Genomic DNA, 26,586 nt, shown 5'->3' with positions numbered 1-26,586 from the left:
CTTTTAATTAAACATAAAAGTTGAATATTTTAAAAATATATAGTTTTATAATTTTCTTTTTTGCGCTTACCGCGGGGTCTGCACAGCATAACATCATTATAAATGCTAATCTAGATGCCAAAAAAAAGACAATAACTATAGAGCAGGAAGTTACCTATACGAATTTATCAAAAGATACGCTTACACAAATATTCTTTCATGATTGGGCCAATAGCTTCTCTGATAAGACCACTCCCCTTGGTAAAAGATTTGCAGAAGATTTTATAAAACGTTTTTATTTTGCCAAAGACGAAGAACGAGGAGGAACTATAATCCAAAATGTCAGTGATAAAGAATTACAACCTCTACAGTGGGGACGACACGATGGAATCCAGGATATATTATGGGTAAAATCTTCTAAACCTATTTATCCAGGAGAAAGTCAAACCTTTCTTTTAAAATATCAAATTAAAATTGCAAGCAGTAAATTTACCAGGTACGGATATCATCCAAACGGAAATTTTAGTTTAAAATATTGGTATATCCTTCCGGCCGTATATGATACAAAATGGAATATCTATAGCCATAAAAACCTGGATGACTTATATGCTCCTATAGCAGATTATCAAATTCATTTCACGTTGCCTTCTGCCTATGAAATAGTTAGTGATCTAAAACAAAAAAATAGCATTCTATCAAAGGATGAAACAACCAAAACTATACAACTCGAAGGCAACAAAAGAAATGAAGCAAACTTATACTTAGAAAAAACATCTTCTTTCTATAGTTTCCCTTCTGATGGTGTTCAATTTATAAGCAATATAGATGACAATGATTTAATGCCAGAAATGAAATCGGTAGCAACCGATAGAATTATTGGATTTTTACAAAAAAAGTTAGGGCCGTATCCTTTTGACAAGATTGTAATTTCTGAAAATGATTACAAAAGCAATCCTGTATATGGGCTAAATCAATTACCCGATATATTAAGGCCTTTCCCTGATGGTTTTCAGTTTGAAATCAAACAACTTAAAACAATTACCGAAAATTATCTTGAAAAAACTATTATTATAAACCCCAGATACGATGCCTGGATAAAAGATGCGATACACATCTATTTAATGATGGCATACACAGAACAGTATTATCCCGAAATGAAAATTATCGGTAAACTGAGTAAAGTAATTGGTATACGGTGGTTTCATGCTGCCGACCTGGACTTTAATGATCAATATTTCTTAGCTTATAAAAACATGGCTCGATTGTTTTTAGATCAGCCTTTATTGCAGCCACAAGATGAATTGGTAAAATTTAATAAAAATATAGCAAATGCATATAAGGCAGGAGTAGGATTTAAATATTTAGAAGATTACTTGGGCGATGACAATATTGTCGACCAGAGTATTAAAGATTTCTACACTCAAAATGTATTAAAATATACAAATTCTGAAAAATATAAAAAGGCACTTATCGATATAGCTCCTCTCGACATAGAATGGTTTTTTGAGGATTATGTACAAACTAATGAAAAACTTGATTTTAAAATCAAATCTGTAAAAAAAGGAAAAGATTCTATTGAAGTTACGATTAAGAATAATGGTAATAATACAATGCCGGTTTCTCTCTACGGATTTAGAAAAAAAGACATGGTTTCTAAAACCTGGGTTATGGGGATCACTGGGACCAAAAAAGTAAAAATTGCCAATGAAGATATTAGTAAACTGGTATTGGATTATGACCAGAACATTCCAGAAGTAAACAGACGTAATAATTACAGAAACCTAAAATGGATATTTAACAAACCTATACAGTTTAGATTTTTACAGGATATAGAAGATCCCAGATATGCCCAAGTATTTTTTATCCCAGAAATCGAGTTTAATGTATATGATGGTTTTACATTAGCTTCAAAATTTTACAACAAGTCTTTTATAAAAAGAAACTTAGAATATAATTTCTCCCCTGCTTACGGTTTCAAATCCAATAAATTATTGGGATCAGCATCTATTTTCTATAGACAACAACTTTCAGATTATGGATTATACAAAATGCGATATGGAATAAATGGTAGTATGTTTAGCTATGCTCCCGACCTGTTGTTTAAACGATTCTCATCATCTCTAAGTTTCTATTTTAGGCCAGAAGATCTAAGGTCTAATAAAAAACAGAGGCTTCTCATTAGAAACATTAATGTATTTAGAGATCGAGATAAAGAGAATCCTGTTACCACCCCAGATTATAACGTATTTAATGTAAGATATCGATATTCTGATTTTAATCTTATTAATTTTCTAGGATACACTATTGATTATCAAATATCAAAAAACTTTAGTAAACTATCCGCTACCATAAATTACAGGAAGTTGTTTCTTAATAATCGGCAATTAAATTTACGTCTATTTGCGGGGTCTTTTCTTTTTAATGATACAGAAAAAGATGGCAATTTCTTTAGCTTTGCGCTAGACAGACCCACAGATTATTTATTCGATTATAATTACCTTGGGCGTAGTGAAGATACTGGTTTGGTAAGCCAACAGATTATTTTGGCAGAAGGAGGGTTTAAATCACAACTCGAATATCCTTTTGCTAATCAATGGATTACCACCTTTAATGCAAATACCAATATATGGAAATGGATTTATGCATATGGTGATGTAGGATTGGTAAAAAATAAAAACATCTCCCCAAAATTTGTCTATGATGCAGGAGTTAGACTTAGTTTAGTAGCTGATTACTTCGAGGTCTTTTTTCCTGTAGTGTCTAATAAAGGGTGGGAAATATCACAGCCAAATTACGAAGAACAAATTCGATTTATCATAACATTAAGTCCAGAAACATTAATAGGCCTTTTTACCAGAGAATGGTATTAATGTTCTTACAAAAAGTTATATTGAAAAATAAATGTGAAAATTTTGAACATTTGTTAACCAATCCTTAAAATACTGTCCAAAAACTATAATTCATCAATAAAAACACATTTTTAATGAATTATATTCAAAAAAATTAAGAGTTTCGACCTTGCAAATGGCTAGGATTTTAGCTAAATTTGCAAAACATTAAAACACCGTTCACATGCAGCCTGAAACCATTACTTCATCTAATATTTCATTCGAAGAATATAGAGATCAAATACTTAGAGACTACAAAATAGCATTGATTAGTAGAGAATGTAGTTTGCTGGGAAGACGAGAAGTATTGACCGGTAAATCTAAGTTTGGAATTTTTGGAGGAGGAAAAGAGTTACCGCAACTTGCAATGGCCAGAGTTTTTCGTGATGGTGATTTTAGATCAGGATACTACAGGGATCAAACATTTATGATGGCTATTGATCAATATACGGTAGAACAATTCTTTGCCGGATTATACGCTCATACAGATATCAATAAAGAACCTTTTGCTGCGGGAAGACAAATGGGAGGTCATTTTTCTACTCACAGTCTTAATGAAGATGGTACATGGAAAAACCTGATGCAACAAAAGAACTCGAGTGCAGATATTTCTCCTACCGCCGGACAAATGCCAAGATTATTAGGTCTTGCTCAGGCATCAAAGGTATATCGTAACGAAAAAGGAATTACTAATCATTCTAACTTCTCAAGTAAAGGAAACGAAGTAGCTTGGGGAACTATTGGCAATGCAAGTACGAGTGAAGGTTTGTTTTGGGAAACTATTAATGCAGGAGGTGTACTACAAGTGCCTATGGTGGTTAGTGTTTGGGACGATGAATATGGTATCTCTGTTCATGCAAAGCACCAAACAACCAAAGAAGATATTTCTCTAATTTTAGAAGGCTTTAGACGTGATGAAAATCACGAAGGTTATGAAATCTTAAAAGTTAATGGCTGGGACTACCCTGCACTAATGGACGCTTATGAAAAAGCCGAAAAATTAGCACGCGAAAAACATATCCCTGTTATTATTCATGTTAAAGAATTAACACAACCGCAAGGACACTCTACTTCTGGGTCTCACGAAAGATACAAAAGTGAAGAGCGATTAAATTGGGAACGCGAATACGATTGCAACAAAAAGTTTAAAGAATGGATCATTGAACATAATATTGCAACAGCAGAAGAGCTTCTTGATTTTGAAAAAACTGCAAAAAAAGAAGTAAGAAAAGGAAAAACCGAAGCCTGGAATGCATATTTGTCAGAAATTAAATCAGAACAAAAAGAAGCATTAGAAATTCTTAAATCTGTTGAAAACAAAAGTGCTAATAAAAACTTCATCTCTTCTCTGGTTAATATTTTAGCTTCAAAAGAAGAACCTATACGCAGAGATATTCTTGAAGCTACAAGAAAAACATTGCAATACATTACAAAAGAAAATTTTGTAGAAAAATCTACACTTCAGGAATGGATAAATAATTACATTTCTCGTATTCAACCAAAATATAGTAGTCATTTATATAATGAAAATGATTCTAGCGCTATTCATGTAAAGGAAGTAAAAGCTCAATACGATACCAATACACCACAAGTTGATGGTAGAGTTATTTTAAGAGATAACTTCGAAAAGCTGTTTAGCAGAATCCCCGAAGCTCTTATTTTCGGAGAGGATAGTGGTAAAATTGGTGATGTAAATCAAGGACTTGAAGGGCTTCAGGAAAAGTTTGGAGAAACCAGAGTATCTGATACAGGTATTAGAGAAGCTACAATAATAGGGCAAGGAATTGGGATGGCTATGCGAGGACTTAGACCCATTGCAGAAATTCAATATTTGGATTATATTTTATATTGCATTCAAGGGTTAAGTGACGATCTTGCTACACTGCGATATAGAACTTTTGCAAAACAAAAAGCCCCTTTAATTATAAGAACCCGAGGGCACAGACTAGAAGGAATATGGCATTCTGGTTCTCAAATGGGTGGCCTTATTCATTTACTAAGAGGTATTCATATTCTTGTGCCTCGAAATATGACCAAAGCCGCAGGTTTTTATAACACACTAATGGATAGCGATGAACCCGCCCTAGTTGTAGAATGCCTTAATGGATATCGCTTAAAAGAAAAGATGCCTTCTAATTTATCTGAAATAAGAACACCAATTGGTATTGTTGAAACGGTTAAAGAAGGAACAGACATCACTTTGGTATCATACGGTTCTACTTTACGATTGGTTGAGCAAGCCGCAAAAGAACTATTAACCGTAGGAATTAATGCCGAAATAATCGATGTACAGTCTTTACTTCCTTTTGATCTAAATCATGATATTGTTAAAAGTGTTGCCAAGACCAACCGATTATTGATTATAGATGAAGATGTGCCTGGTGGTGCTACAGGATATATTTTACACAAATTGATTGATGAACAAAATGTGTATCAATATCTTGACAGCAAACCACAGACTTTAAGTGCACAACCGCATAGACCTGCTTTTGGAACTGATGGAGATTATTTTAGTAAGCCTTCTACAGAAGATATTTTCGAAAAAGTGTATGCTATTATAAATGAAGCGAATCCAGCTAATTTTCCGAAATTAAGGTAACTAACTACTGAAAGTCTTCTATTTTTAATCGTTTTCCGTCTTTATAAGATATTACAAATATTCTTTTATCAAATCCGGAAGCTATAAGTGTTTTTCTAAAATCCTGAGCTTCACCCAGGGTTTCAAAAATACCTAAACTCATTTTATAGAAAGAAGTATCACTATAAATAAGGGCATTTGTATATTTCTCAGAAATAGCTGGTGTGTTTTTTGCACTAAATGCTTTTAACTGCACCGAATACACAGTATCCTTTTTAATCAAACTTCTATATAGATATAAATCTTTGATTTCTTTTAAGCTAATTTTTTCTTTTTTTAATGTTTCTAACTCCTTCTTAGCAGAGACTAGTTCTTGCTTTATTACAGAAATCTCATTATTTTCTACTTCACTGCTTTTTGATTGTGATTTGCTAAAATAAAAAGCATTCGCTACAAGAAAAATGGCTAATAAAAATAGAACTAATGAGAAAGACCCAAATAGCCTATTAGATTTCTTACTTTTTTTCAGCTTATCAGACTCTTCATCCAGAAGGTCTTCGAGCTTTTTCTGTTTAATTTCGGCTTTTTCTATCTGGTAATGTAAAGATAGAAGATCCTCATCTTTCATAACTTTCATTGTGGGGGATAGCTTCAAAAGTTTAGTTAGTTATTTCTAAAGATATTTTTTAAACAATGCTTAAGGGAGTTTCTGTTCGGTTATTTTATACACTATCCCATTACTAATTTCCAAAATCAAAACAGGTCTATCTGTAATTACTTTCTGGAAGGCCTTTAATGGAAAACCGGAAGAAATCTGATTAATATTTTCAATCTTCACCCTCGCCTTATCGTCGAGCTCCAATATTTTAGACTTAGAACTCTGGTTATGAATATAATAATTATTATATAAAAAATACAATGTATCTCCATTTTTATCCAAATCATACTCAGCTTTGCCTAATTCTTTAGCTTTTTTAACTGCTTTTCTACCCTGATAATACTCTATAATATCTGCTTCTATAAAAACAACATCATTGCTTTTATACACCTTATTTATGTAACAATATTTCCTTTCAAATTTTAATTTAGATTTACCATCTTTAGTACCCTCTTCTTCTTTCTTTACATCTCCTATACCAACCGAAAGAGAAGTTGTCGAATTTGCATTATTTGATAATTCTTCATTTTGATACTTAGAAATATCAGTTTTAAGTTTATTCACTTCCTTTTGTAAAGAATCATTTTCAAATACAAGCTGCTGAACATCCATTCCTCCTTCTAAAGAATCAATTTTGGTAATATTTTCCTTTTTCCCGAGAATCATATAGAAACTCCCTGCAGTTAGCAACAACATCAAAACAAGAATAAATATAAAATAAAAATTACGTCTTCTTTTACTTCTCTTTAAATCTTCAGAAATAGAGATAAGTCGATCCTCCAGCCGTTGCTGTTTGATATCAGTTTTTTCCATCTGATAATGCATCGATATAAGCTCTTCTTCTTTCTTATCCATTGTATAGCTAAGGTAATTCTTATTTTAGGAAAGATTGATAATTACATAAACTAAGGCATCCATTTAATGTTTTTAAAATCTGGTTTTCTCTTTTCAAGAAACGCATCTCTTCCTTCTTTGGCTTCGTCTGTCATATACGCTAGTCGTGTTGCTTCTCCTGCAAATACCTGTTGCCCTACCATACCATCATCTGTAAGGTTCATTGCAAATTTTAACATTTTGATAGATGTTGGTGATTTCTCAAGTATTTCTTGCGCCCATTCGTATGCCGTATCTTCAAGGTCATCATGAGGAATCACTGCATTTACCATTCCCATTTCATAAGCATCTTGCGCTGAGTAATTTCTTCCTAAAAAGAAAATTTCACGTGCTTTTTTTTGCCCAACCATCTTTGCCAGATATGCAGAACCATATCCTCCATCAAAACTTGTAACGTCTGCATCGGTTTGTTTAAAAATAGCATGTTCTTTACTTGCCAGAGTAAGATCACAAACTACATGTAGGCTATGCCCTCCTCCTACAGCCCATCCTGGCACAACTGCAATAACAACTTTTGGCATGAATCTAATAAGTCTTTGTACTTCTAAGATATTTAACCTGTGTCTACCATCATCTCCCACATACCCCTGGTGACCTCTAGATTTTTGATCTCCTCCACTACAAAAACTATATACTCCGTCTTTTGTCGAAGGTCCTTCTGCAGAAAGCAAAACCACACCTATAGATGTATCTTCTTGCACATCATAAAAAGCATCATAAAGTTCGCTTGTTGTATTTGGCCTAAAAGCATTACGTACATTTGGTCTGTTAAATGCTATTCTTGCAACACCTCCCGATTTTTTATAGGTAATATCTTTGTATTCCTTTACAGTTTTCCAATCTATTGAACTCATTAATATGTTTTTTTGTATCCTCAAAAATACTACAATATACTATATCTCACTGCATCAATTACAGGGTAAATCCCCTAATTTTTAATTTTATTTCAAATAAAAAATAGATTTTAGTATAGTTTTTGATAGTTTTATTCTGAATTGATAATATATTTACCATTATGAAAGTTTTTTTAGTAATACTTATCGGAAGCATCAGCTTTTTATCATATGGACAAGAGGATGCAATACAAACCATAGCCATAGAATGGGAACAACTAAGTGCTCCACTGGTAATGCATGAAAAAGAGGTTAAAACTCAAAAATATCAATTACAAGAAGTAGATTTGGCTATAGATTTAAGAGAACAAGCTTTTAAAAAAAGCTATACGATGTATATCGATACTCCAAAATATAAAGATATTTCATCAAAATACAATGTTGCAATTCCGCAACCTAAAACATCTGGTTTTAGAGTATACGGTAACGGCTATACCCCCAATACTAATAGAGGAGGTATAAAAAACACGGCTTATAAAGATGCTAGTTTGTACAGTGGTGCTTTCTGTCCTATCACAGGTTTAGCATACTAATTTATTATTCTAAAAAGAACCTGAAACCACTATATCACTTTGGCTTAAAATCTTTTTATGCGGTTATTTACCAACAGGAATTCTTTCGTCGATAAATTGAAGTGGCATATCTCCAGATAAATCAAACATATCTAAAATATCTTTGATAGTCTCTTCTTCTTCTAGTTGTTCTTCTACAAACCACATCAAAAAGTTCTCTGAACCAAAATCATTTACCTGTCTGCATTTTGCAACAATTTTGTATATTGATTGTGTAATAGATATCTCATGATTAAGTGTCATTTCGAAAATTTCTCGAAGTGAAGAAAATTCATGAGTAATATTAGAGACATTTGGAGAATAAGCAGACCCACCAGTATCATTAATGAATTTAAAAATTTTCATCATATGCTCTCTTTCCTCTTCTGCTTGTTTATAAAAAAAGGAAGCACTATTTACAAGCGTTTTCTGATCACACCATGAAGCCATTGCTAAATACAGTGACGAGGCCTTTTGTTCTTTCTCAATTTGCTTATTAAGCATATCCATTACTTCTAGATTAATGCTTATTTCTTGTCGTGTTAGATTTTCCATTTCCAATATTTTTAATAAAAGTATAGAAAATCTAGATGTAAAACTTAATCGGCACTCAATTTATAGTAAGTCTAAATCTAATATTAAAATATCATGACACCAGCATAGCATTTAATTCTATCATTGCAAATGTTCCTTTCATAAGATCTACAAAATCCAGCACCATTAATGTGTCTAATAAAATTAAATGTTCTTTATCGCATAACGATAATAATACGGTGTCATTATGATTAAGCAAATCGTCTATATAGTCAAATGTAGACATTTGTTTTGCCTTATATCTTAAGCTAAGCAATTGACAGAAAGAAATTTTAACCACTTTATGGCCAAAATCGATATAATAACATCGCTCTGTTGATGATTGATAAGAGGAGTAGTATGTTGAAGAAAAAATTAATTCCATAATTAACGGCGGCTAAAATACTTTTTATTTAGATTTAATCCAAATAAAACAAATAAAAATTAGCTTTTCCTTTAACTATAACTGTAGTGTATATTTTTGTTCTACTCTACCAAACGTATTCCTTCTTTCTCGATAACAATTTTTCTGAGTTTATACAACGATCCGATAGCTTTTTTAAAACTTTTCTTACTTAATTGAAAAACTTCTTTAATATCTTCTGGATCAGATTTATCATTCAGATCAATAAAACCACCACTCAATTTTAATTCTTTTAAAATCTGCTCTGCATTTGGTTCTATTCCTCTAAATCCATGTCGTTGTAATGTAAGATCTATTTTACCATCAGGGCGAACTTTTTTCACAAACCCTTTAAGCTGATCCCCCGGTGTGATCTTTTGAAAAATTTCATCGCTATATACTAACCCCAAATGTTTTTGATTTACAATCATGTTCCATCCTTGTGGCGAAGGATGAGAAGCGATAAGATCAACCTCATCATACGATGATAGTAAAACCAAAGAATTATCTAAAAAAGCATTGGTCTTACTTGATGCAACAAGTCGATTAGTTTCTTCATCGAGGTAAACATAAACGAGATACCAGCTACCTACTCTCATTTTTGAAGATTGTTCTCTAAACGGAACAAAAAGATCTTTTTCTAATCCCCAATCCAGAAAAGCACCAATTCCTGATACGTTTGTACATTTTAAATAAGCAAAAGATTTTACAGTCGCAAAAGGTTCTAAGGTAGTAGCAACAATACGTTCTGAGCTATCCAAATACACAAACACCTTTAAAACATCTCTTATTTGAAATTGTTCTGGCACATACTTATTAGGTAATAACACTTCATCCCCTTCTTCGTCACAAAGGTAAATTCCTTGTTCTCTTTCCCTAACAATCTCTAACATATTGTATTCCCCAAGCTTAAGCATGTCTCTATTTTTTTGCGCAAAGATAATTCTTTAATTCTCCTGTTTATCTAAATTCAACAAAAAAAGGTGCCCATGATCATGGACACCTTTTTCTGCAGTAAAAATCGTATATTATTTATAAACAGATTCTTTTCCGAAATGTTTTGTCAAAAGATAATAAACAACCGCTCTATACTTATTACGATTTGATTTACCATAAGCATCAATGACAGAAGCAATACCTTCATCTAATTTGGGTCCGTCAGAAAGACCAAGTTTATTGATTAAAAAGTTTTTCTTTACGGTATCTAATTCACTTTGATCCGAACCAGATACTGTAGCAGCATCTGCATTGTAAATTGAAGGCCCACATCCAATAGTAACCTTGGTTAAAAGATCCATATCTGGAGTCTGACCAATTTTATCTTTGATATCTGCGGCGTATTTTGTGATTAATTCATCTCTTTTACTCATAGGATAAATGTGTTTTTAGGTTTTTAGTTCACTTTTTTTTCCAGATCAAATATAGATGAATTATTCATTAATAATTCATCTGCAAAGTATATTAAAACAAGGAAATTAGACAAAATGCCTAAAATAATCGATCAAAGTACTATCATTTTCTTTTCGAGGCGTAAAAACTTCAAGCAGTTGAGGCATATGGTCATTTTCGTATACTTTTTTAGATTCATGAATTAATTCTTCAAGCGTATGCGCAGTATGATATTCAAAACCAAACATTTTACATAAATGTATTGCTGTAAGATGATGTGTCGTTTCAAAATATGTTTCAAAATTAACACTTTCTTCTTTTCCGGGTAAAATTCTGAATATCCCTCCTCCTTCATTATTAATAACAATGATTTTGAAATTTGAAGGAATATACTCATTCCATAACCCATTACTATCGTAAAAAAAGCTTAGATCTCCCGTTATCAAAGTTGTAGGCGCCCCCGAAGCAAGAGCTGCACCAATGGCAGTAGATGTACTTCCATCGATACCGCTTGTTCCTCTATTACAAAACACCTGAAAAGTTGGATTTAGTGTAAATAGTTGCGCATAACGAACAGTAGAACTATTACTTAACTGTATCATCTGCCCATCTGTAATACTATTAAAAATAACTTCAAACGCTTTAAGATCGGTAAAAGGGATTTTATCAAGATATGCTGCATGTTTCAATCTGCGATGATCTCTAATAGAAATCCAAAAAGATTTATAAGTACTATCGACGCTCTTCTTTTTTTGAAAAAAACGCGAGAAAAATACATTAGGTTGCAATTTTATGTGCTCTGTAAGACAAAAATAGGTATCGTATGCCTTTTTCGAATCAATATGCCAGTGCGATTTTGGTTGATATTGTCGCAAAAATGCTTTGATTCGTTTAGAAACAACCATGCCTCCAATAGTTAAAAGAATATCTGGCTGCAATGCTTTAAATTCGTTCTCATTCAAAGTAGAAATCAATTGATCAATACAATTAATATGAGACTCATGATGAATATTAGACGTTGTCTCTGTGAGTACTAAGACCGAAGGATCATCGGCAAAATATTCTATCCATTTTTGCTCAACTGTACCTGGTGAATTAACACCTATCAGTACCATTTTACGTTTTGCCAGGTTCCACTCTTCACGCATTTCTGATTGTAAATCTTCAGAAAACTGATGATGTGGCTTTTCTACCGGGATATTTCTAGAAACAATAGTAGGATGCTCTAGTTTATCATATAAAGGCTCATAAAAAGGTACATTAATATGCACTGGTCCTTTTCGTTCTATCGCTTTATTTAGCGCCAGATTGATTTCTCTTTCATTATGTTTTTGAGCTTCATGGTGTTTTTGGCGTACTTTGGGGTCATCAATTTTTGTTTCTGCAACAACTTCAGAATATAAATTGGCCGAGTACAAAATATGGTTTTCAAATACATTTTTTTGACGAATCGTTTGTCCGTCTCCAATATCAATTCTTTCAATAGGGCGATCTGCACTTAGAACCACTAATGGTATATCGCTATAAAATGCTTCTGAAATTGCTGGATAATAGTTTAACAACGCGCTACCCGAAGAACAGATCAAAGCAACTGGTTTTTGGATTTGTTGTGCAATACCTAATGCAAAAAATGCAGCACATCGTTCATCTACGATACTATAACATTGCATATCGGGATGTTCACTAAAACCAATTATTAGCGGTGCATTACGAGATCCCGGCGAAATAACAATATGGGTAATTCCTTTTGCTTCGCATAAGGTAACAATAGATTGTGCTAAAGGAATTTTTGAATATAAGCGTTTCTTCATTCGAATCGCTAAATTACAATATCGATCTAATTTACACCAGAATTTTAAATAATTTAACCCTGATTACAACAAAACTCTTTTCATTGTCTCTGTTTTCTTCACAGTTTCCTCCCATTCTTTCTCTGGATCAGAATCTTTTGTGATTCCTCCTCCCACATAAAGAATAGCTTTACCATTACTCAACTCCATACAACGAAGGTTTACAAACAAATTTGATTTAATAATACCATCTTCATTCATATTTAGTTCTCCCATAAAACCAGTATAATACTTACGATTATACCCTTCTGTAGCTAGAATAAAAGATTTAGCCTCGTCTTTAGGAAGCCCGCAAACCGCAGGAGTGGGATGCAATACTTCAATTATTTTTTCAATTCTTGAGTTTTCATTATCCAAAACCCCACTAATATCGGTACGCAGATGCAAAAGTGTACCGGCTTTATGCGTATAAGTTTTAGAGTGTTGTATATCATTAATAATTGAAGATAATTTATTCGTAACAAAAGAAGTAACCATTTCCTGTTCTACTAATTCTTTAGTCCCCCAATCGACATTTATAGTATTTATGTAAGGTTGAGTACCGGCCAGAGCCATAGTGAAAAAATTATTATTTTTTACCCGAATCAAGGTTTCTGGAGTCGCTCCCATCCATGTACCAATTTTTGGATGGTACCATAGGTACACAAAAGCTTTTGGATAATAGTGTATTAGATTTTTAAATATATGTAGACTACTAAAAGAATCTGATATCGAAACCTCCTCTTTTCGAGATAATACTACTTTTTTAAAACGATCAGATTGTATTGCCTCAATACCCTTTTTTACAAGCTCAATATGTTTTTTTTGAGCTTCAGATTCTACCAAAAGAGCATTATCTATTGTTCCTGAAGTTCTTTTTTCACTACTTATGGTTTGTGATAAAATGGTAGCAGTGCAATAGTCACTTTTTTCTGAAGGAATAATAACGGCTTTATGAGCATTATCAAAAGGAGCAAAAACAAATCCCGAAACAGTATAATCTTCTACTTCGTATACCTGATTATTTTCTTGAAAAACAGCATGTAGCGTCATAGAATCAGCTTTTCTATATACCACAAAAGGTAGATTTTGACCTAACTGCTCTTCAATTTTAGCATAAACATCCCCTATGTCCATACTATTTGGTTTTAGGAAGCGCAATAGTCGTCAACTTAACTATGGAAACCAAGTTACCTTCTTCATCCTTTATCTTTATATCCCATAACTGAGTAGTACGGCCTTGATGTAGAATTTCTGCTTTCGCAAACACATAGCCCTGCTTAACACTCTTTACATGATTTGCAGAAATCTCTATTCCTCTTATATAAAAATCTTTAGCATTAAGAAAAATAAATGATGCTGCACTCCCTACACTCTCTGCAAGTGCTACCATAGCTCCCCCGTGTAAAACACCATCTGGCTGATGCACCCTGGGAGTCACTGGCATTTTAGCAACAAGGTAGTCTTTACCAACTTCACAGAAAGAAATCTCTAAAGTTTCCATTAAAGTGTTTTTACACATCTTAGCGCATTGTTCCAGCACTTCTGTCTGTGTCAAATTCATAAGCTTAATAATTTAAACCAAAAATATACAATGCTATTTAATAATTCTAACTATATTTGATTATTATTTTAACGAACGTTCAATAAAATGCCGAAATCAAAAACATCCAAAGAAGAAGTTCTAAAAAAGATAATCCCTATCCTGCGCTCTCGAGGAGTTCAAAACAGCAGTATGAGTGAACTTTCTAAAGCTTGCGGTATACAGAAGTCTCATTTTTATTATTATTTCAGCAATAAAGAAGATCTAATTAGAGAAGTTCTTGCAACTGTTCACAGTTATTTTAATTACAATCTATTTAGGATTATTGAAAGTAATACTTTAACTCTTAACGAAAAAGTGTTAAAAATGAAGCTACTTCTGGACAAATTATTCAGAGCTTCAGATGGTGGATGTATTATGGCAAATACAGCATTAGAAACCATTCACCTCGACCCCATATATAAAAAAGAAATACAATCATTTTTTAAGGATTTTATTTTAGGTCTACAACAACTGTTTGAAGTACATCACTCAACAGAAAAAGCATTACTACTGGCAGAACAAATGGTACAGGATATCGAAGGAGGTATCTTATTAACGCAGATTTATGACGATCCAAAGTACCTTAACAATGCCATGGAAAGAACAGAAACGGCAATATTAAATCAGTAAAACATGGAATCATACACTATTCGTTCTTTTGACGGCTACCCTATTTCGGTACATGAGTTTGTTCCTAGATCTCCTAATCGCAAAACAGTAGTTTTTGCTCCTGCGGTGGCAGTTCCTCAAAAAATTTATTTTCCTCTTGCAAAATATCTCGCTACCAAGGGATGTAATGTATTTACTTTTGACTATCGCGGAATTGGAGATTCTCTTTCTCAAAGCATTCAATCTTTAAAAGAACATGGTTTTTTATTCTGGGCACAGGATTTTAAATCAGTTTCTAAACATGCCAAAGAAGAATTCCCTAAAAACGAACAATACATGATCGGCCATAGTTATGGTGGTAATAGTGTAGGCTTTAGTGATGCATATCAATATTACGATAAATACTTTACTGTAGCTTCTCAATTTGGATTTTACAAGCATTTCACTTTAAAAATGAGAATACTCATCTACCTTAATTTTAAGTTCTTTGTACCGCTTACCACATCACTCTTAGAGTACTACCCTTCTGGTTGGTTTGGATTAGGAAACCCCTTAACCACCAGAGTAGCCAAAGATTGGGCTATTTTTTTATTGCACCCGGATTCGATGCTGTATTTTACCCAAAAAGATACTAGCACATATTATAAAGAAATCAAAGAACCTATGCTTTTATTAAGTATTGATGATGACTTGTTTGCTCCCAAAAAATCGGTAGACATTTTGGGTGAACGCGTATACAAAAATGCTAAAGTGACTAGAAAACATCTAAAACCAAGTGATTTTAACCTAAAAACTATTGGCCACTTTGATTTTTTTAGGACAAAAAATCGAGATATCTTGTGGCCGATTATCGACGATTGGTTTCATCTTAATTAAATACAAAAGATCTATTATCATATATCACATGAGTGCTACTGAAAAAGAAATTTCTTATACTGCTACAAACACATATTCTACACTTAATAATTTACACCCTGGTACTAAAAATGTTTGGCTAGTTTTTCATGGGATCGGATACTTAAGTAGATATTTTATACGGTTGTTTGAAAGCCTTAATAAAGAAGATAATTATTTTATTGCACCGCAAGCTCCTTCTAAATATTACAAAGGTGATAATTACAGAAGAGTCGGCTCTAGTTGGCTAACCAAAGAAAACACTATGGTAGAGACCAAAAATGTATTACGATATGTTGATGCAATATTGTCATCTGAAGAAGTCCCTGAGCATGCCAGGCTAATTGTCTTAGGGTACTCCCAAGGCGTAAGTATCGCCAGTAGATGGGTTGCCAGCCGTAAAATAAATTGTGACGCCCTGGTTATGATATCTGGTGGTTTTCCTAAAGAATTATCCAGAGAAGATTTTTCTTTTCTAACTGATAAGACAAGAATCACTCATATCTTGGGAGAAAAAGATCCCTTTTTTGAAATCGAAAAAGTTGAAGCCGAGAAAGTACGGGTGCAGCAAATATTACCTCAGATTGAATTTAGAACTCATCCAGGAGGACACGAGCTAGAACCAAAAACTCTAATCAACTTATTATAAATCTATTACCCTACTTTTTTAACGCTTCTATTGCTGACCTACTATGAACGGTATCATAAATAATAGTAAGTTTTTGAATCTCATTTTCTGAATTAAGCACTATAATATCTACTACTTTGAAGATCACTCTTTTTCCGTCTTTTAATTCCCAGTCAAAATCAAAGAGCAGTGAAATTCTATTAGAGTTTTTTTCAAAAAACAAACCATCAAATTTTAATTTTGAAGTAGTGGTATCATCTGCCAAAGCCTTATAAAATTTACTGGCTGGCATTGTTCCATACAATGGAGATTCAACAATTCCGTCGTCGGCAAATAAACCAACAACTTTATTCACTTCATTTTTTTCTAAAAACGATAAGTAATTCTGAGCAACTTCTTCTTTTGTCATACTTATAAATATCTTTCTTTTATAACCTCAAAATGATGTTTTTGATGTCCTATTAATATATATCCTGCAGCTCTTGAACTCATAGGGCTACCACTCGCCTCTCCAATTCTGGTTAACATTTCACCAGTGAAGCTTTTGAATAATGAAATAGAGTTATTTCTCGCAGATTGAAAATCTGAAATCAATTCTTCTTTACTATAATTATTCGCATTTGAATACGGAACATAATCATCTTGTTCAAAACCCATAATTGGTGTTTTATCATTCCTTGCAAAACGCAAAGCACGATATGCAAAAATACGTTCTCCATCAATTACATGTTGCAACACCTCTGCTACAGTCCATTTATCTTTTGCATAGGCATGAGTAAGTTTTTCATCAGGAATGGATTGTACAAAATCAACAAATTCTTTTTGACTACTTTCTAACCCCTTTACAATATCTGGTGATTCGGCTTTATTAATATATGTTTCATAATACGGGTTAAATTCTCCTTCTTTTAACTGTGATACCATAGTGTATTAGATATAGATTAAATTTAAATTTATTTGTAATAATATATAAACTCACATTACACTATAAAACTTTGCCATAAAGTATAATATGAGTTAAACAATGAAGCTGAAATTTAATCATTCCAGCTTCATAATATAATATCCTTAACAGTACTTTATTAAAAAATCATGCCGAATTACGACTAGCATTAATATTCCCAAACAAAGAGCGAGTTACCATCTTCTCATAAATTGCAACATCTTCTGGTTTTGCGTCTTTATTTTTATTTAAATCCTGAATTTTCTTCAATGCATATTGCTGTATCGTGAGCAGAGGCAATACGATATTTTCTCTAATATCGATAGATGCTTTTCCTGCCGGCTCGTTTTGCATTAACTCTGAATACCCCGTTAACTTAAATAACAATCGTTTGGTTAACAAGTATTCGTTATGAATGATATCCCAAAATGCACCATACTCTTCATCTTCTTTCATATAAGAAGTTAATTCAAAAAAGGACTTAGTAAGACTCATCATACTATTACCTATCAACGTTCTAAAAAATGGTGAACCTTTATACAGAGACATTACTTTATCAAATTCTCCTTTTTCTTCAAATACTTTTAGAGCTGTTCCTACTCCATAAAAGCCAGGGACATTTTGTTTTAACTGGCTCCAACTTCCAACAAAAGGTATTGCTCTTAAATCACCAAAATCTAAAGTTGCGCTTTTACTTCTTTTAGAAGGTCGGCTACCAATATTTGCTTTCCCATAATACTTTAATGTACTCATATGCTCCAGGTACGGAAGAAATTTAGGGTGATTTTTAAAATCAACATAAGTTTGATAACTTATATCAGCAAGCTTTTGCATAGTTTGCTTATTCTCTGCAGAAAAAAGATTACCCTCGTTACTTGTTAATTCATTTTCTACTCCGGCTCCTAATAATTGTTCTAAATTATACTGACAAGAATCCAGTGTCCCAAAATTAGAACTAATCGTCTGCCCCTGAACAGTTAATTGAATTTCCTCATCTTCGATTGTTGGGCCAAGAGATGCATAAAACTGATTTGTATTTCCTCCTCCTCTTGCAGGTGGTCCACCTCTACCATCAAAAAATATAACTTTTACATTATATTTTCTAGAAATTTCAGTTAATGCTTCTTTTGCTTTAAAGATTCCCCAATTCGCCATAAGATATCCTCCATCCTTGGTTCCATCAGAAAAACCAAGCATAATAGTTTGTTTCATTCCACGGCGTTTTAAGTGCTCCATATATTCTGGATTAGTATATAAAGACTCCATTACCTGGTGCGAAACCTGTAAATCTGGTACTGTTTCAAAAAGAGGAATTACATCTACCGTAGGGAACTCCCAATCACAAAGCTTTATTAAAGCAAATGTCTCTACGATATTAAGTTCACTTCCATTATTACTAATAATATAACGATTCGCTGCTCGTTCTCCATTATTTTGCTGTATCGTTTTTATCGCATAAATAGATTCTATTGTTGCTCTTGTTATATCATCATCAAAAACAGAAGGGTCTAATTTTCCTTTAATAGTAGAAAGCACACTAACCTGTTCTTTTTCAGAAAGAGATTCATACTGTTTGGGGAAAATATCTAGTCCCAATTCATTCGTTTTCTGTACAACTTCTGTAAGTACTTTATGATGAACTCTTGAATCTTGTCGAACATCAAGTGTTCCGAAATGAAAACCAAAAATTTTCACCTTATTAATTAGATCTTGCAGGTCCTCAAGAAATAAAGATTGATGCTCTTTTATTAATTCTTCTCTAATCTCGAGCAATCCATTCATTAATGTTTCTATCGATAATGGTTCTGCGGTTTTTGCATAATAAAAGTTATCATACAATGCATTTTCTAAGACCGCTATTTTATCCTGAAGGTTACCAAAAGTAATTCTTCGTTTTAATGCTCGGATATCACGGTAATAATTGATCAAAATTGTTTTTCGTAATCGTTTTGCTACTTTTAAAGTAATCTCTGTGGTTACAAATGGGTTTCCGTCTCTATCTCCTCCTGGCCAGAATCCTAAATTAATTAAGTCATTTTCGAGATCTTCTCCTTCAAATATATTTTGCTGGACATAATTATATATGGTTCCTGCAGAATGATAAAATACGTTTTCTAAATACCAGATCAAGCTTACTGCTTCATCATAAGGTGTTGGTTTTTCTTTCTTAAAAAAAGCTGTTTTACCTAGCTGAGCTAGTAGTTTTTTTATTCTAGGTGAATCATTATTACGAATTGCCGCGTCTAAATCATGAATAATCCCGAGTACTGTTCCTGGATAAAACTGTGTAGGATGGGCTGTTAAGGTAGGACGAATCTTAAACCTCCTTAGATAATCTTTTAACTCTTCTAATTTACCTTTTGCCTGGGCTTCTTCTTTGATACTTCTTAAAGTCCCTCTACCATCCATATTGTTCACTATAGGAAAGGCAGCATCTTCTATTGCATCAAACAATACAACTTGACGTTCGATATACTGAATAAACCTAAATAGCAAATCATGCTTTTCTTTTGACTCAGGATTATCCTGGTATAATAAAAAAAAGTCTTCTACGATTTCTGTAGGATTTTTGTGTTGATCATAGCCTTTTTCGCATACTTCTTTAAACAGTGGTAATAAAACCCCGGTGTTACTTATAGTATCAAAAGGTAATGTTATAAATATACTATTGTATATCTGGTACTTAGCAAGAACGTTTTCATTAAAACGTTCAATTTTTGGTTTTCTAGCCATTGGTGTGGTGGTACTTGTTTATGGTTAATATGTATTCTTGTTAGTGATATAGCAGATAAAACTTGTTTAGCACATCTTGCCATATGGGTTATTAAAAGGTTATTAATTAATAAGCCCTTTAAGGTTTTCTTAAAGGGCTTATTCTATATTTGTTTAGTACATTCCCTTTATAAATCCTGAAAAATAGAGTGCATTAATCGTTTCTTATCATTAATACTCTCTTCTAATGAAATCATAGTTTCGGTACGATATACGCCATCAATATCATCTAGTTTAAAAATGATCTCCTTAGCATGATTCGTATCTTTAGCTCTTACTTTACAGAAAATATTAAACTTTCCTGTTGTAATATGAGCAACCGTTACAAATGGTATTTCATTAATCCTTTCTAAGACGAATTTGGTTTGCGAAGTATTTTGAAGATAAATTCCAACATATGCTATAAATGAATATCCCAATTTCTTATAGTCTAATGTTAAAGAAGATCCTTCAATAATACCTGCTTCTTCCATTTTTTTAACTCGCACATGTACCGTACCCGCAGAAATCAACAATTTTTTTGCGATATCTGTAAATGGTGTACGAGTATTCTCGATCAACATGTCTAGAATTTGGTGGTCAACTTCGTCTAATTTAAACTTTGCCATATTGTTTTTTTATTATTTTTCCCGATTATTTACATTGCAAATTTAGCAGAAAAATACAGTTTCCATACATTTTATTTTAACTTTTTGTTGATTCTATTAAGAATAATTCAGAGTTTAGGTGAAATTTTAACAGCATAGCCTCTGGAACTATCTCTACTGTAACGTTTTCGTTATATATTGCCCTTTTTTTGCCAATAATCTCTCTATGACCATAAAATTTTTGAAGATCCCCAATTTTAACAATTTTTGGTATAAATTTCACACTATTTTTGATCAATTCTTCACTGTATTGAACCGCTATATCTACATTTTCACCCTTTAACATCACATCTCTTATAATGACATCATAGAAGCATTTTCCATTTTCTGGTATTGAAAAATAATCTTTATATCTATCTCCTGTAATTTGAGTAGTCGTTATATATTCTATCGAGGCTATAAGAGAATAAAATATATATTCTCTGGTTATTTCACGATCATAATCATTTGAGTAGTGCCCTGCTTCAAATAATATAGTAGGTATTCCCATACTCGCTAAAGTATCTCCTACACAATTTAAATTAAAACCATCGTCATACCGCCCTACTTGATTCGGAATAAATTGTTGAAGCACTGTATTCATCTTAGCAATGATTTCCATAGCTATCTTACGACTTGGGGTTATTGATCGTTCTAAATCACTTGCAGGAGATAAAAAAGACACAGTAGCAGGATAATTAGTTTCTCCTGCACTAAAAATAGTACGTTGCCCATGAAGATTAAACGCAAAATCTGGTTGAATACGCTCGACTAGTTTACTAAATACTATACTCTCCTTTTGTGTTTTTTGCTGTGCATCCCTATTAAGATCTACCTGGTTAAAATTAAGTCTGGTATATGCCTTTGCTCCATCGGGACTTAAAATAGGTATTATATATATTGTACACTCTTTTAAAATAGTTTTTGCCAAATCATTTGAGACGTCTGTAAAGAAGTTTAAGAGATCAAATACAGCTTTTGTTGTTGTACTTTCATTACCATGCATCTGCGACCAAAACAAAAGTTTTTTAGATCCGCTACCTAATTTAATGAGATCTATAGATGCATTATTCTCAGAAAATCCTATCTGTTCAATTTCTGTTTTTAAAGACAAGAGATCTAATAAAGGAGAAATATGATCCAGAGTAATATAACGCCCAAATAAGGAAACTTCTTTATAGGTATCGAACCAGTTCTGTAATATATGCGTATCCATTAATTTGTTTTAGAAAGCTACGAAATTACTACAGTTTACCGAAGATTCATAACAAATCAGATTAATATTTACACTTGTAAACTAGAGTGCTGTTTACAAGTGTAACAACAATCAATTTACATTTGTAAACATTCAAAATACATCTATTTGTTTACATAGTTAAACAGTAATACTTACTACGTTTCCAAATGTATTTCAGTTATTAACAGAAAAAATAATGGTAATTATTTATACCAATCAATAGTCTAATATTCAGATATTTATGTGTATTTACATAAACAGATAATTTAATATTACACATTGCTAGTTTACAATTGTAAACCAGTGTTTTCAACAAATTTGTTTACCTTTGTAACCAATATTTACTCTTAAACTAGTTTACAATGGTAAACAATAAAGATTTTGGCAAAAGAATCCAAAAAATAATGGATTACCATGCTGTATCTGCCTCATCCTTTGCAGATTACATGGGTGTAGGTCGTTCCTCTATTTCTCATATTCTTAGCGGACGAAACAAACCTAGTCTTGATTTTGTAATGAAGATTGTTGATGCATATACCGATGTAGATTTACAATGGTTGTTATATGGAAAAGGAACATTTCCTAAATCTGAGAATGTTTCTGTTGGGAAAAAAACTCCTTTGTCAAACACCTCTACTGTTTCTCAACCTACACCTCCTCCAGTTACAGTTTCTAAACAAGATTTATTTTCACAGTCATCACCAGAAGAAAAAATAGCTGACCCAAATACTCCTCCACTAGAAAAAATTTCTCGAGTAATTTCTACAGAAAATGAAATAGATAGAATTGTTATTTTTTATACCGATGGTACCTTTAGTTCATATCACATGAAAAAATCTTAACAACTTTTTTCTTCCTTTCTATTAACTTTATGGAAATAGAATTATTTTCGTTTTTCATTTATAACAATTATGAAGCGATTTGCTTTACTATTTTTCTCTACTCTACTTATGAGTAGTTGTTACCAACAAGAACGCAACTGTACAGATTTTCATACAGGGACTTTTGAATTTGAAACTTTTCTGGATGGTGAATTGGTTACAACCACTTTTATTCGCAATGATTCTATAGAAATTGATTATTTCAGAGGTAAGGTTGACACAGCCAGTATTCGATGGATTAATGATTGTGAATATATTGTACAAAAATTGTCTCCCAAAAATATGGCAGAGAAAAAAGCTATACATATGAAAATCTTAACAACCGATAAAAACATCTACACTTTTGAATACGGATTAGTAGATTCAACTAATAAACAACGTGGAACCGCAAAAAAAATAAAATAATGTTCGAAATTTTTACATCTGCAGATGCCTGGGTCGCCTTATTAACACTAACATTTTTAGAAATTGTTCTTGGTATTGACAATATCATATTTATTTCATTGGCCTCTAGCAAATTACCGGATCAGCAACAAAAAAAAGCAACCAATATTGGATTACTATTAGCTATGCTTATGCGTGTTGTTCTATTATTTGGTATATCACTATTAGTTGCCATGGAAGCCCCTTTCTGGCATATCAATCTTCCCTGGATAGAAGCTGGTATTAGCGGTCAGGCTTTAATTTTATTTGCAGGTGGGATGTTTCTTCTATATAAGAGTGTTCATGAAATTCATGAAAAAGTCGATGAAAAAGGTGAAGAAGAAAAAGAAATTCAAGCTAAAAGTTCTTCTTCTCTTTCTAATGCGATTGTACAAATCACCTTAATTAATGTTGTCTTTTCTTTTGATTCTATCCTTACAGCAGTAGGAATGACAAACGGATTAAGTGATAATCCTAATGATGCTTTAATAATAATGATTATTGCTGTAGTAGTATCCGTACTAATTATGATGATATTTGCAACTCCTGTAGGACGCTTTGTAAACAAACACCCGTCAATTCAGATACTTGGGCTTTCATTTTTAATCCTTATTGGATTTATGCTTATCGCCGAAGCTGCACACCTAGCGCATCTTCAGATATTTGAAAGCGAAGTTGGTACTATACCAAAAGGATACCTCTATTTTACCATTGCGTTCTCATTATTAGTAGAGTTTTTAAATTTTAAATTACGAAAAAAGCAAAAAGCAGCTAAACAAAAAGTATAAAATATAATCTGTAATAGTATAAACCGATTCAAAAGGTAAATCGTTTGAACGTATCAAAAATAAAATATGAATAATTTTCTCTCTATTGTATCTCTATTATTTATTTCTATTTCCATATATGGACAAGAATATAAAGAAAAACTCAGCAATGATGTTTGTAACTGTTTTACAGAAAACAATAAAAAAGGGATCAATACGCTAGAAAACTGTTTTAGCCAAAATATTGGTAATTATCGAAATGAATTAGATAAACTTATTGATAAAAATTCTTCTATTTCTGAGTATGAACAAGGCAAGGTCATTGGCAAAAAAATATTCTTTGAAATGCAACAGAATTTAATTCAAAAATGTGATGCCTATTTTCTTTTCTTTGAAAACTTAAGGGAGCAATCTATTCTCGCCATGAAAAAGAAATATAGTCAATCAAAAGTAGATTCTATCACTACTCTTATTTCAAAAAATAAAACAACTGAATTACTTTGGGAAAGAGCAAATTTGTATTTCGCTAATAGCGAATTGAAAAATGCAGAAATTGATTATTTGGAATGCTTAAAAATGGAACCAAATCATATTCCAAGTATGTTTTTTTTAGGTTGGTTATATGAAAAAAATAAAAATTATAGCAAAGCAATCAAACTTTATCAGGTTATCCAAAAAGCAACTAAAAAACAAGAAATAGTTTTATTTATTGAGATTGCTACAAGAAAATCAAAAGAATGAATTGATACTACTTATAAAACTATACATTTCCTTGAAGTGATTATGATAAGTGTAACAACTTACCCATTGATTCGTCTTCTGGGAAATGTATAGATAATGAGTCAATTAATAGTCCAAACAGAAAAGCTTAACTTCTCATATTCGAAATCTAAAAAAGATATCGATAGTTTAGACTTAGAAGTTCCTAAAGGAAGTATATATGGTTTTTTAGGTCCAAATGGTTCAGGAAAAACAACTACCATAAGACTTCTCTTAGGTTTACTCAATAAAAACTCAGGAAATATTAGAGTTTTTGAAAAACCTTTTGCAAACCATAGAATTGATGCACTATCAAAAATTGGGGCATTAATAGAAAACCCATCTCTTTACAACCATTTAAGTGCAAAACAAAATTTGCGTATTGCCTCTACATATCGGGAAAATATCAAGAAAGATCGAATAGATGAAGTTTTAGAAACAGTCAATCTTTTACATGTAAAAAACAAAAAGGTTAAAACTTTTTCTTTAGGAATGAAACAACGTTTAGGGTTAGCAATAGCACTACTTTCACAACCAGAGTTATTGATATTAGATGAGCCAACAAATGGATTGGACCCAAAGGGAATTATCGAAATGAGGGAATTAATAAAAAAATTGAACAAAGATGGTATTACCATTTTTATATCAAGTCATTTATTAAGTGAAATTGAAAAAACATGTACTCATGTTGGCATTATTAGAGAAGGAAAGATGCTTTTTCAAGATACTGTTAAGGCTTTAACCGATTCGCAATCAGATCAATTACAGATCGAACTTGAAACAGACGATAAACATCGTACATATGATCAACTGATTCAAATGGGCTTCGAAATAAAAAAGATAGAACATGAAGAACACCTTCTTTCTGTTTCTGTAAAAGAAAAGTCCCAAATCCCTGTATTGGTCGATTCGCTTCGGAAAAATAACATTGGTATTTATCAGGTAACGATTAAAAATAACTTAGAAGAATTGTTTCTTAATCTCACCGAAAATTAATTAAAATGACAACTACAGCATTCTATTTCAATAGTTTAAGAAACGAAACACTAAAATTAAAACATACGTTTGCCTTATGGCTAACAGCTATTTGTGCATTATTAATTCCCTTATTATTTTTTATAGTTTATATCGTAAAGTGGGAAAAACTGATTCCCGCCGAAGGAGTTAACCCCTGGAATAAATTCGCAAATGAGCAAATTGTGAACAGCCTTCCTGCATTGGTTCCTTTATTTATTGTCCTTATTACAAGTCTAATTATTCAAATTGAACATAAAGCTACAGCTATTAAACATTTGTTTGCTTTACCAATCCCAAAATGGAGTGTTTATTTTGGTAAACTAAGCATAATTATTGCTGCTGTATTTGCTACATATGCTATGTATTATGGTTTAATTTTACTAAATGGAAATTTATTAGGTGGCATGCGTCCACAATTAAATTTTTCAGAATTTTCTCCAGAATATGTATTTCATATAAAAATACTATTTCGCTCTTTTGTTTCTGTTTTAGGTATTCTAGCCATTCAATTCTGGTTAAGTTTTCGATTTAAAAATTTTATTATTCCTTTAGGTGTTGGTATGGTATTAGTAATTGTAGGTTTAATCGCTGCAAGAGCACCAGAATCTATTTATTTTCCGTATTCCTATTCTATGATAAGCATGAACCCATTAGACGAAAAAACTTCTGATCTAAATCTCTTTTGGTGGTTCCCTACTGTAACATGGTATAGTTTGGGATATTTTCTTGTTTTTGCGATTGCAGGCTTCTTTGATATCAAAAGAATGAATGTAAAATAAAAGAACATTCATTGCTAAAACAATCAAATTT

At 32.2% G+C, this 26,586-nt stretch carries 27 protein-coding genes; 13 read left to right on the top strand and 14 right to left on the bottom strand.

Annotation, left to right across the window (positions count from 1 at the left end):
• Positions 1-20: 20 nt before the first annotated feature.
• Positions 21-2,849 (top strand): metalloprotease, encoded by a 2,829-nt coding sequence (locus NNL09_RS19105; RefSeq protein ID WP_196910258.1) that lies wholly within the window; start codon positions 21-23, stop codon positions 2,847-2,849.
• Positions 2,850-3,051: 202 nt separating this feature from the next.
• Complete coding sequence (locus NNL09_RS19100; protein ID WP_196910259.1) at positions 3,052-5,466, top strand: thiamine pyrophosphate-dependent enzyme; 2,415 nt, start codon at positions 3,052-3,054, stop codon at positions 5,464-5,466.
• 4 nt (positions 5,467-5,470) lie between these two features.
• Here NNL09_RS19100 and NNL09_RS19095 read toward each other — a convergent pair whose 3' ends face one another.
• From NNL09_RS19095 to NNL09_RS19085, 3 genes are all read right to left on the bottom strand, one after another.
• On the bottom strand, positions 5,471-6,073 hold the full coding sequence (locus tag NNL09_RS19095) for a hypothetical protein (RefSeq protein ID WP_152538252.1): 603 nt from the start codon (positions 6,071-6,073) through the stop codon (positions 5,471-5,473).
• Between the two features lie 69 nt (positions 6,074-6,142).
• Positions 6,143-6,958 carry a hypothetical protein gene (locus NNL09_RS19090; RefSeq protein ID WP_025663672.1) on the bottom strand — a complete coding sequence of 272 codons (816 nt, stop codon included), beginning with the start codon at positions 6,956-6,958 and terminating at the stop codon, positions 6,143-6,145.
• A 50-nt stretch (positions 6,959-7,008) separates the two neighbouring features.
• Positions 7,009-7,851 (bottom strand): 1,4-dihydroxy-2-naphthoyl-CoA synthase, encoded by an 843-nt coding sequence (locus tag NNL09_RS19085; protein ID WP_025663671.1) that lies wholly within the window; start codon positions 7,849-7,851, stop codon positions 7,009-7,011.
• Between the two features lie 161 nt (positions 7,852-8,012).
• Here NNL09_RS19085 and NNL09_RS19080 point away from each other — a divergent pair, with 161 nt between their 5' ends.
• A complete protein-coding gene (locus tag NNL09_RS19080; protein ID WP_025663670.1) occupies positions 8,013-8,423 on the top strand; it encodes a hypothetical protein in 411 nt (136 codons plus the stop codon).
• A 63-nt stretch (positions 8,424-8,486) separates the two neighbouring features.
• Here NNL09_RS19080 and NNL09_RS19075 read toward each other — a convergent pair whose 3' ends face one another.
• From NNL09_RS19075 to NNL09_RS19045, 7 genes are all read right to left on the bottom strand, one after another.
• Complete coding sequence (locus NNL09_RS19075) at positions 8,487-8,996, bottom strand: ferritin (RefSeq protein ID WP_025663669.1); 510 nt, start codon at positions 8,994-8,996, stop codon at positions 8,487-8,489.
• A 91-nt stretch (positions 8,997-9,087) separates the two neighbouring features.
• A complete protein-coding gene (locus NNL09_RS19070; protein WP_196910260.1) occupies positions 9,088-9,399 on the bottom strand; it encodes a hypothetical protein in 312 nt (103 codons plus the stop codon).
• Positions 9,400-9,500: 101 nt separating this feature from the next.
• Positions 9,501-10,334, bottom strand: coding sequence for a S1 RNA-binding domain-containing protein (locus NNL09_RS19065; protein ID WP_025663667.1), 834 nt, complete (start codon positions 10,332-10,334; stop codon positions 9,501-9,503).
• A gap of 111 nt (positions 10,335-10,445) precedes the next feature.
• The gene (locus tag NNL09_RS19060; protein WP_196910261.1) at positions 10,446-10,787 is read right to left on the bottom strand and encodes a DUF2853 family protein; all 342 of its coding nucleotides are present in this window, start codon (positions 10,785-10,787) and stop codon (positions 10,446-10,448) included.
• A 105-nt stretch (positions 10,788-10,892) separates the two neighbouring features.
• The gene (menD, locus tag NNL09_RS19055) at positions 10,893-12,617 is read right to left on the bottom strand and encodes a 2-succinyl-5-enolpyruvyl-6-hydroxy-3-cyclohexene-1-carboxylic-acid synthase (protein WP_196910262.1); all 1,725 of its coding nucleotides are present in this window, start codon (positions 12,615-12,617) and stop codon (positions 10,893-10,895) included.
• 63 nt (positions 12,618-12,680) lie between these two features.
• Complete coding sequence (locus NNL09_RS19050) at positions 12,681-13,772, bottom strand: chorismate-binding protein (protein ID WP_196910263.1); 1,092 nt, start codon at positions 13,770-13,772, stop codon at positions 12,681-12,683.
• Position 13,773: 1 nt separating this feature from the next.
• Positions 13,774-14,199: a PaaI family thioesterase gene (locus NNL09_RS19045; RefSeq protein ID WP_025663663.1), complete on the bottom strand. Its 426-nt coding sequence runs from the start codon at positions 14,197-14,199 to the stop codon at positions 13,774-13,776.
• An 87-nt stretch (positions 14,200-14,286) separates the two neighbouring features.
• Between NNL09_RS19045 and NNL09_RS19040 the strand changes: the two genes are divergently transcribed.
• The 4 genes from NNL09_RS19040 (at position 14,287) to NNL09_RS26315 (ending at position 16,626) form a co-directional block, all read left to right on the top strand.
• Complete coding sequence (locus NNL09_RS19040) at positions 14,287-14,850, top strand: TetR/AcrR family transcriptional regulator (protein WP_025663662.1); 564 nt, start codon at positions 14,287-14,289, stop codon at positions 14,848-14,850.
• A 3-nt stretch (positions 14,851-14,853) separates the two neighbouring features.
• On the top strand, positions 14,854-15,705 hold the full coding sequence (locus NNL09_RS19035; RefSeq protein ID WP_196910264.1) for a serine aminopeptidase domain-containing protein: 852 nt from the start codon (positions 14,854-14,856) through the stop codon (positions 15,703-15,705).
• A 28-nt stretch (positions 15,706-15,733) separates the two neighbouring features.
• Positions 15,734-16,372 carry an alpha/beta hydrolase gene (locus NNL09_RS19030; RefSeq protein WP_196910265.1) on the top strand — a complete coding sequence of 213 codons (639 nt, stop codon included), beginning with the start codon at positions 15,734-15,736 and terminating at the stop codon, positions 16,370-16,372.
• A gap of 116 nt (positions 16,373-16,488) precedes the next feature.
• Entirely contained in the window at positions 16,489-16,626 is a 138-nt protein-coding gene (locus tag NNL09_RS26315) for a hypothetical protein (RefSeq protein WP_196910266.1), read from the top strand.
• Between the two features lie 136 nt (positions 16,627-16,762).
• On the opposite strand, the gene NNL09_RS19020 is transcribed toward NNL09_RS26315, so the two are convergent.
• From NNL09_RS19020 to NNL09_RS19005, 4 genes are all read right to left on the bottom strand, one after another.
• Positions 16,763-17,275, bottom strand: a complete 513-nt coding sequence (locus tag NNL09_RS19020) for a DinB family protein (RefSeq protein ID WP_196910267.1) — start codon at positions 17,273-17,275, stop codon at positions 16,763-16,765.
• A 166-nt stretch (positions 17,276-17,441) separates the two neighbouring features.
• On the bottom strand, positions 17,442-20,027 hold the full coding sequence (locus tag NNL09_RS19015) for a phosphoenolpyruvate carboxylase (protein WP_196910268.1): 2,586 nt from the start codon (positions 20,025-20,027) through the stop codon (positions 17,442-17,444).
• Positions 20,028-20,194: 167 nt separating this feature from the next.
• The gene (locus NNL09_RS19010; RefSeq protein ID WP_025663656.1) at positions 20,195-20,674 is read right to left on the bottom strand and encodes an Lrp/AsnC family transcriptional regulator; all 480 of its coding nucleotides are present in this window, start codon (positions 20,672-20,674) and stop codon (positions 20,195-20,197) included.
• 76 nt (positions 20,675-20,750) lie between these two features.
• Positions 20,751-21,908, bottom strand: coding sequence for a M14 family zinc carboxypeptidase (locus tag NNL09_RS19005; RefSeq protein ID WP_196910269.1), 1,158 nt, complete (start codon positions 21,906-21,908; stop codon positions 20,751-20,753).
• A 383-nt stretch (positions 21,909-22,291) separates the two neighbouring features.
• On the opposite strand from NNL09_RS19005, the gene NNL09_RS19000 reads away from it, so the two are divergent.
• The 6 genes from NNL09_RS19000 (at position 22,292) to NNL09_RS18975 (ending at position 26,555) form a co-directional block, all read left to right on the top strand.
• Complete coding sequence (locus tag NNL09_RS19000) at positions 22,292-22,771, top strand: helix-turn-helix domain-containing protein (protein WP_196910270.1); 480 nt, start codon at positions 22,292-22,294, stop codon at positions 22,769-22,771.
• A 69-nt stretch (positions 22,772-22,840) separates the two neighbouring features.
• Positions 22,841-23,215 (top strand): DNA topoisomerase IV, encoded by a 375-nt coding sequence (locus NNL09_RS18995; RefSeq protein WP_196910271.1) that lies wholly within the window; start codon positions 22,841-22,843, stop codon positions 23,213-23,215.
• A complete protein-coding gene (locus NNL09_RS18990) occupies positions 23,215-24,021 on the top strand; it encodes a TerC family protein (protein ID WP_025663652.1) in 807 nt (268 codons plus the stop codon). Before NNL09_RS18995 ends, NNL09_RS18990 begins: the two co-directional genes overlap by 1 nt.
• A gap of 66 nt (positions 24,022-24,087) precedes the next feature.
• On the top strand, positions 24,088-24,741 hold the full coding sequence (locus NNL09_RS18985; RefSeq protein WP_025663651.1) for a hypothetical protein: 654 nt from the start codon (positions 24,088-24,090) through the stop codon (positions 24,739-24,741).
• 96 nt (positions 24,742-24,837) lie between these two features.
• A complete protein-coding gene (locus tag NNL09_RS18980) occupies positions 24,838-25,755 on the top strand; it encodes an ABC transporter ATP-binding protein (RefSeq protein ID WP_025663650.1) in 918 nt (305 codons plus the stop codon).
• Between the two features lie 5 nt (positions 25,756-25,760).
• Positions 25,761-26,555, top strand: coding sequence for an ABC transporter permease (locus NNL09_RS18975; RefSeq protein WP_025663649.1), 795 nt, complete (start codon positions 25,761-25,763; stop codon positions 26,553-26,555).
• The last annotated feature ends 31 nt before the right edge of the window (positions 26,556-26,586 follow it).

Source organism: Aquimarina sp. EL_43, from assembly GCF_943422735.1.
GTDB lineage: Bacteria > Bacteroidota > Bacteroidia > Flavobacteriales > Flavobacteriaceae > Aquimarina > Aquimarina megaterium.
This window is presented reverse-complemented; position numbering and strand designations above follow the sequence as displayed.

Bases quoted from the DNA above. Each gene is read 5' to 3' on its own strand.
- NNL09_RS19050 (WP_196910263.1), bottom strand. From the start codon at position 13,772: ATGGACATAGGGGATGTTTATGCTAAAATTGAAGAGCAGTTAGGTCAA.
- NNL09_RS19100 (WP_196910259.1), top strand. From the start codon at position 3,052: ATGCAGCCTGAAACCATTACTTCATCTAATATTTCATTCGAAGAATAT.
- menD (WP_196910262.1), bottom strand. From the start codon at position 12,617: ATGAAGAAACGCTTATATTCAAAAATTCCTTTAGCACAATCTATTGTT.
- NNL09_RS19080 (WP_025663670.1), top strand. From the start codon at position 8,013: ATGAAAGTTTTTTTAGTAATACTTATCGGAAGCATCAGCTTTTTATCA.
- NNL09_RS19085 (WP_025663671.1), bottom strand. From the start codon at position 7,851: ATGAGTTCAATAGATTGGAAAACTGTAAAGGAATACAAAGATATTACC.
- NNL09_RS19075 (WP_025663669.1), bottom strand. From the start codon at position 8,996: ATGGAAAATCTAACACGACAAGAAATAAGCATTAATCTAGAAGTAATG.
- NNL09_RS19070 (WP_196910260.1), bottom strand. From the start codon at position 9,399: ATGGAATTAATTTTTTCTTCAACATACTACTCCTCTTATCAATCATCA.
- NNL09_RS19040 (WP_025663662.1), top strand. From the start codon at position 14,287: ATGCCGAAATCAAAAACATCCAAAGAAGAAGTTCTAAAAAAGATAATC.
- NNL09_RS18975 (WP_025663649.1), top strand. From the start codon at position 25,761: ATGACAACTACAGCATTCTATTTCAATAGTTTAAGAAACGAAACACTA.
- NNL09_RS19020 (WP_196910267.1), bottom strand. From the start codon at position 17,275: ATGGTATCACAGTTAAAAGAAGGAGAATTTAACCCGTATTATGAAACA.
- NNL09_RS19015 (WP_196910268.1), bottom strand. From the start codon at position 20,027: ATGGCTAGAAAACCAAAAATTGAACGTTTTAATGAAAACGTTCTTGCT.
- NNL09_RS18990 (WP_025663652.1), top strand. From the start codon at position 23,215: ATGTTCGAAATTTTTACATCTGCAGATGCCTGGGTCGCCTTATTAACA.
- NNL09_RS19030 (WP_196910265.1), top strand. From the start codon at position 15,734: ATGAGTGCTACTGAAAAAGAAATTTCTTATACTGCTACAAACACATAT.
- NNL09_RS19045 (WP_025663663.1), bottom strand. From the start codon at position 14,199: ATGAATTTGACACAGACAGAAGTGCTGGAACAATGCGCTAAGATGTGT.
- NNL09_RS19005 (WP_196910269.1), bottom strand. From the start codon at position 21,908: ATGGATACGCATATATTACAGAACTGGTTCGATACCTATAAAGAAGTT.
- NNL09_RS18995 (WP_196910271.1), top strand. From the start codon at position 22,841: ATGAAGCGATTTGCTTTACTATTTTTCTCTACTCTACTTATGAGTAGT.
- NNL09_RS18980 (WP_025663650.1), top strand. From the start codon at position 24,838: ATGAGTCAATTAATAGTCCAAACAGAAAAGCTTAACTTCTCATATTCG.
- NNL09_RS19035 (WP_196910264.1), top strand. From the start codon at position 14,854: ATGGAATCATACACTATTCGTTCTTTTGACGGCTACCCTATTTCGGTA.
- NNL09_RS18985 (WP_025663651.1), top strand. From the start codon at position 24,088: ATGAATAATTTTCTCTCTATTGTATCTCTATTATTTATTTCTATTTCC.
- NNL09_RS19010 (WP_025663656.1), bottom strand. From the start codon at position 20,674: ATGGCAAAGTTTAAATTAGACGAAGTTGACCACCAAATTCTAGACATG.
- NNL09_RS19095 (WP_152538252.1), bottom strand. From the start codon at position 6,073: ATGAAAGATGAGGATCTTCTATCTTTACATTACCAGATAGAAAAAGCC.
- NNL09_RS19090 (WP_025663672.1), bottom strand. From the start codon at position 6,958: ATGGATAAGAAAGAAGAAGAGCTTATATCGATGCATTATCAGATGGAA.
- NNL09_RS19060 (WP_196910261.1), bottom strand. From the start codon at position 10,787: ATGAGTAAAAGAGATGAATTAATCACAAAATACGCCGCAGATATCAAA.
- NNL09_RS19000 (WP_196910270.1), top strand. From the start codon at position 22,292: ATGGTAAACAATAAAGATTTTGGCAAAAGAATCCAAAAAATAATGGAT.
- NNL09_RS19065 (WP_025663667.1), bottom strand. From the start codon at position 10,334: ATGCTTAAGCTTGGGGAATACAATATGTTAGAGATTGTTAGGGAAAGA.